Source organism: Nostoc sp. FACHB-888, assembly GCF_014696655.1.
GTDB lineage: Bacteria > Cyanobacteriota > Cyanobacteriia > Cyanobacteriales > Nostocaceae > Nostoc.
In genome coordinates this window covers 1-4,178 of record NZ_JACJQM010000290.1, presented here as the reverse complement: position 1 = coordinate 4,178, position 4,178 = coordinate 1, and the positions used below count along the sequence as shown (strand labels likewise).

Annotated in this window: 8 protein-coding genes; 3 read left to right on the top strand and 5 right to left on the bottom strand. The window is 37.0% G+C overall.

What is annotated here, in order from left to right:
- A partial coding sequence (locus tag H6G26_RS39305; protein ID WP_199327280.1) for a DUF2600 family protein occupies positions 1 to 309 on the bottom strand: 309 nt, incomplete at its 3' end.
- A 530-nt stretch (positions 310 to 839) separates the two neighbouring features.
- Positions 840 to 1,298, bottom strand: coding sequence for a DUF1392 domain-containing protein (locus H6G26_RS39300; RefSeq protein ID WP_190737250.1), 459 nt, complete (start codon positions 1,296 to 1,298; stop codon positions 840 to 842).
- Between the two features lie 375 nt (positions 1,299 to 1,673).
- Here H6G26_RS39300 and H6G26_RS39295 point away from each other — a divergent pair, with 375 nt between their 5' ends.
- Together H6G26_RS39295 and H6G26_RS39290 are read left to right on the top strand one after the other, a co-directional pair.
- Complete coding sequence (locus H6G26_RS39295) at positions 1,674 to 1,823, top strand: hypothetical protein (RefSeq protein WP_190737249.1); 150 nt, start codon at positions 1,674 to 1,676, stop codon at positions 1,821 to 1,823.
- Between the two features lie 124 nt (positions 1,824 to 1,947).
- Positions 1,948 to 2,157 carry a CopG family transcriptional regulator gene (locus H6G26_RS39290; protein ID WP_190737247.1) on the top strand — a complete coding sequence of 70 codons (210 nt, stop codon included), beginning with the start codon at positions 1,948 to 1,950 and terminating at the stop codon, positions 2,155 to 2,157.
- A 331-nt stretch (positions 2,158 to 2,488) separates the two neighbouring features.
- Here H6G26_RS39290 and H6G26_RS39285 read toward each other — a convergent pair whose 3' ends face one another.
- The 3 genes from H6G26_RS39285 to H6G26_RS44440 form a co-directional block, all read right to left on the bottom strand.
- The gene (locus H6G26_RS39285; protein ID WP_190737245.1) at positions 2,489 to 2,689 is read right to left on the bottom strand and encodes a hypothetical protein; all 201 of its coding nucleotides are present in this window, start codon (positions 2,687 to 2,689) and stop codon (positions 2,489 to 2,491) included.
- A gap of 152 nt (positions 2,690 to 2,841) precedes the next feature.
- The gene (locus H6G26_RS39280; RefSeq protein ID WP_190737243.1) at positions 2,842 to 3,393 is read right to left on the bottom strand and encodes a hypothetical protein; all 552 of its coding nucleotides are present in this window, start codon (positions 3,391 to 3,393) and stop codon (positions 2,842 to 2,844) included.
- A gap of 153 nt (positions 3,394 to 3,546) precedes the next feature.
- The gene (locus H6G26_RS44440; protein WP_190737241.1) at positions 3,547 to 3,762 is read right to left on the bottom strand and encodes a hypothetical protein; all 216 of its coding nucleotides are present in this window, start codon (positions 3,760 to 3,762) and stop codon (positions 3,547 to 3,549) included.
- A 192-nt stretch (positions 3,763 to 3,954) separates the two neighbouring features.
- On the opposite strand from H6G26_RS44440, the gene H6G26_RS39270 reads away from it, so the two are divergent.
- Positions 3,955 to 4,098: a hypothetical protein gene (locus tag H6G26_RS39270; protein WP_190737239.1), complete on the top strand. Its 144-nt coding sequence runs from the start codon at positions 3,955 to 3,957 to the stop codon at positions 4,096 to 4,098.
- Positions 4,099 to 4,178 lie beyond the last annotated feature (80 nt).

Below are 4,178 nucleotides of genomic sequence, written 5' to 3'. Positions count from 1 at the left end.
TTGGTAAGCAACAATAAAGCAGATTATTTGCTCAATTTCTTGTTTGGCAAGTAATCCATAGATAGAACCACCTTCACAGTGAAAGGCTTTAGTATTTATACTTAGTAAAGCCTGTTTACGTAATTCAACATTAGGAATTAGTTCAGCTTTTTTCTTCCAGAATTCTAAATGTTTATGAACTCGTGGAATAACATCATAATAGATTCTCAGCATCAGCATTGTAGAACTAGATGGAACTTGCAATAACAAAGCTTTTGGGAGAAAATCTTTAATATTTTTATTAGGATTATGATCCTGATCTATGAGCATCAGTATTCTTTATAAAAATTAATCATTAACTATTTTTACATTAAACTTTAAATACTTAAAATTTACCTATCCTTTGAAACAGGTTAGATTAAAATGCTATGTATAATTAGACATATTTAATAAAATATGAATAGTAATTTGTGTAAAAATTGGCTTGTTCAAGACTGATTTTTCCCCTGAAAGGGGTGAAAATACAAAATTTTTTGCCTCTATCGCCCTGAATATATGTGAGACAGATTGGCTGCGCTCCTTCCATTTTGAAGACGGTCAACATTCCATGTAACATTCTTGTACGGTTGGTTCAAAGCTTTGTTAGTTTCCAGATTGGATGCCAGGAAAACTTCGTCTACGTAAAAACCGATTCCCAATCGTTAAAAAGACAGCAACATAACTCCGGCAATAACCACTTATTGCGGTTTAATATCAAACATTGTTCATACTTTCAGCAAGTTTCCTATTAACTCAGCAGCGCTGGGTTGTTTTGCATTGTTTATTCTAAACTCCAATACGAAGCTTTGCCCCACAAATTGCTAAAGCCTCATCTTTCTTACTAAATCAATATCAGCAAGCCAGATGAGTTGGCTTTGAGCCGATGCCGTTTCTTCCATAATTGGAGAACACCACTCCACACCGTAAAGCCAATTGTTTTTAAGGCAAAAAATCCCTTGAATAATACGACGTGTTGATTGGAGACTAAAATCAACTTCAACTGTGTCGCCTAATTGAAAAACCGAAGTAGGAACAGCAGCATTTTTGAAGACATTTGTTGGATAAAATTCTTTAGAAGGCAAGTAAAGTATTTCACCGCGACAAACAATTGCATAAACCCACTTCGGGCTTTCCCAGTAAACGCCACAGCAGTAACCTAACAAATTGTAGGTTGGCAGGAAAACTTTTTCTCGCATCTGAACCGCTAATGGAGGCATAGCTTGACCCCACGGAGGAGAAATATACCAGCAAGATTCCAAAAGTGTAATTTGGTTAATCATAATGCTTTACCGCTCTAATTTTAGACACTTCAGATTTACTGATTGCGCCAACGGCGACTAAATGTGAGAGCCATTTTTATTTTTTCAATTACCTTAATTCGATCCAATCTTAAAAGTCTGGTTTATGCCTACTAAATAAGAAATGTTTTTATGTAATCATCTCTATCCAAAGATTTGAAGCTTTGTGAAGAATCGATGCATTCTTGGATACAAATTAAATTTCAAACATTTACCAGTAATAAAAACTTTTTCTTGCGAAAGTACCACTTTCAATCCCTATTACAAAACTTAATTGCGTAAAGCTTCGGCATAGCTTTGCTTAGGCACAAGACACGAATAAATCAGCCCAGCCCCTTCGGGGTTCAGCAGTCGCTCATGGGGGAAACCCCCAAGACCGCGCTGCTTCACCGTATCAATAATATTTTTGGCAAAACCGAAATATCTAGGCGCTTTCGCCTTAAGGGCGAAAGCGACGGCTGGGCTGATTTATTTATTGGATCTCCCTTAGAGCGTAGCCGGGCGTAACCCACTGTGAATTCTTTTAATATCTACGCTAATCCGAAAAAGCGTAATTTTGGCTGATCAGATTACTAAGAGATGTACAAATAATGTATAATTTATTTCCAAAAGTAATAAGTCGAAAAAGTGAATGGTCAATAAAAAATGGGCTGTTAAACGGCTAACAGTAAATCTCACGGCAGCAGAGACACAGAAATTGTCAGAATACTGTGCAAAAACAGGAAGACCCTTTAACGATGTGATTCGAGAATTGCTGCGTTCTTTGAAGGTTCACAGTGCAGAAGTATCGGAGAATTCACCATCTTCTAAAGTTTCAGAATTAGCTCGACTTCAAAAATAAGTCAATCAATGAAGAAGAGGATCTTACAGGGATGTTCATAAGACTCAAATGATCTTTGTAGGAATTAATAGTCAATTGCTCTAAGAGCTAATTTGTAAACTCAAGTAAAGTACTTGTCTTGTAAGGGTTTCAGGAATTTGAGTCAATCAAGCACTTGTTCGCTAAAACTTAGACTTAGTAACGAGTTGAGTATCCTTAAGATTTTCTTTACGAATCAGCTCTTATCCAAAGTCCCTTTAGATTTTCTTTACGAATCAGCTGTTATATCTTAGAGCGAGTTAAGCTTCGGTAATCTTTTTCTTAAAAAGTTGGGTACGCGATCGCCTATTTACTAACTTTGTGCCAGTTGTTCTATAAGTTGCAGTAAATTTTTTTCACTGCTTCCACAACCTATGTCAATAGCTGAGTGCCTCTTAGAAGTAAATTTGATAGCCTGCTCCAACTGTGCGATCCCGTATGGCGAATCTTGATGCTTAGTCTGCCACCATAGGGCAATTTGATCATATCTGGTGGCTATAGCATTCGGATTCATCTTCTCTTCCCATCAACGCAATAAGTTTAAAAGCTTACCTGATTATGCAGCAAAAACATATTATAAGAGAAACGGAACGCTCCCTTCCCATCAAGAGAGAAAAATTAAGGATGCGTCGTTTACTAATCGCGCTCAAGCCTAAAAATAGCAGTTTAACCAAGATAAGGATATTGTGGCGGTTTGATTTTCAATAATTCTGTCCAGTATTTTATAGCATTATGTTTAGTGGTTCCGATATCACGCGATTTGTGAACTCTGCCTATTTCCATGAGAAAATATGTAAGTTTAAGAGCAGTAAGTAAGTTAATCAGCCCTACCGCTTTAAAATTTTGTAAAAATAAGTGGAGCAGAATTTGTAATTTTTGTTTATGACGAAAATACATCCACCATTTCATTTGATGTATGGCGATACTGGTTTGATAAACTAATGTAGTTTCTACTTGGGTTAATTTATCTTTAGCTTGATAATAAAACTGTATTTCTTTGTCAAAATTACCTGCTTTCTGGGCTAAAGCAGCATCATCCGCTAATTGATAAGCCTGACTAATTAAGTTACCTGCGGTTTGGGCCTGCTGTTGAGTATAACCAAGTTTCATATATATAGTAGCTGCTGCTGATGCCAATTCTGCAAATTTCTCAGCATCATGTAACCAATATATTTGTGCTTGTAATTCACCTAGTGTGGCTGCTAAAGTCTCATTCATGTTCAATCTAACTTTCCCTATACAAACTGTTTGAGTTTCGAGTCTGATAATGAACGAGGTGGGCCAAAGGTTTTAGCTTCTGTGTCTCGAACACGATTAATCAGCAAGCATTGTGCCACGGGGAGCAACAAGCGAGGCAACTGAGGAAATAACTCAAGAACGCACATTCAACGGCAAAGCATGAATATTACCACATTCAAAAACTTTGTCAAAAGCTTGATGCCATTGTGAGCGAATTGATAACAAATCTGCAACTACATAATTGGTTGACAGTCGAATCTGGAAATCGCTTTTGCCACCAAGCGATCGCTGCTTAGTCTTGTTGATTATTTGACACCTAATGAATGATAAAACCCTATCTAATATCATAGCGATTACTAAACTAGGGCTAATCGACTCAACATAAAACTGCCCTGGAGTTAATCCAGAGCAGTTTTTGTTAGAAGTAAATTATATAGGAGACTTTTAGCGTTGTCCCCGGTTTATCCATAATAGGTACCGTTATATAGTACTATTCACCTCAATTTTCATACTTTACGCAAAAAACGAATAATCTTAAAGTTGGCATTACAAAGGTTAGGAATCAGTATCAGCCAACGTATCACAGACGGTATCCGCGATTTTGAGCTTCTTCCTTGGTGTATCACAGTGGTTGCTGGTGATGGGCTGCTGATGAGCAGGAATCTAGGGATAGAGCATCGGTGAGAGGTTAGGACAAAGTACCTTTTGTCAATCAGTTAAAATACTCAAAACATTTAAATAAGAATGATAATCGCATTGAGGGT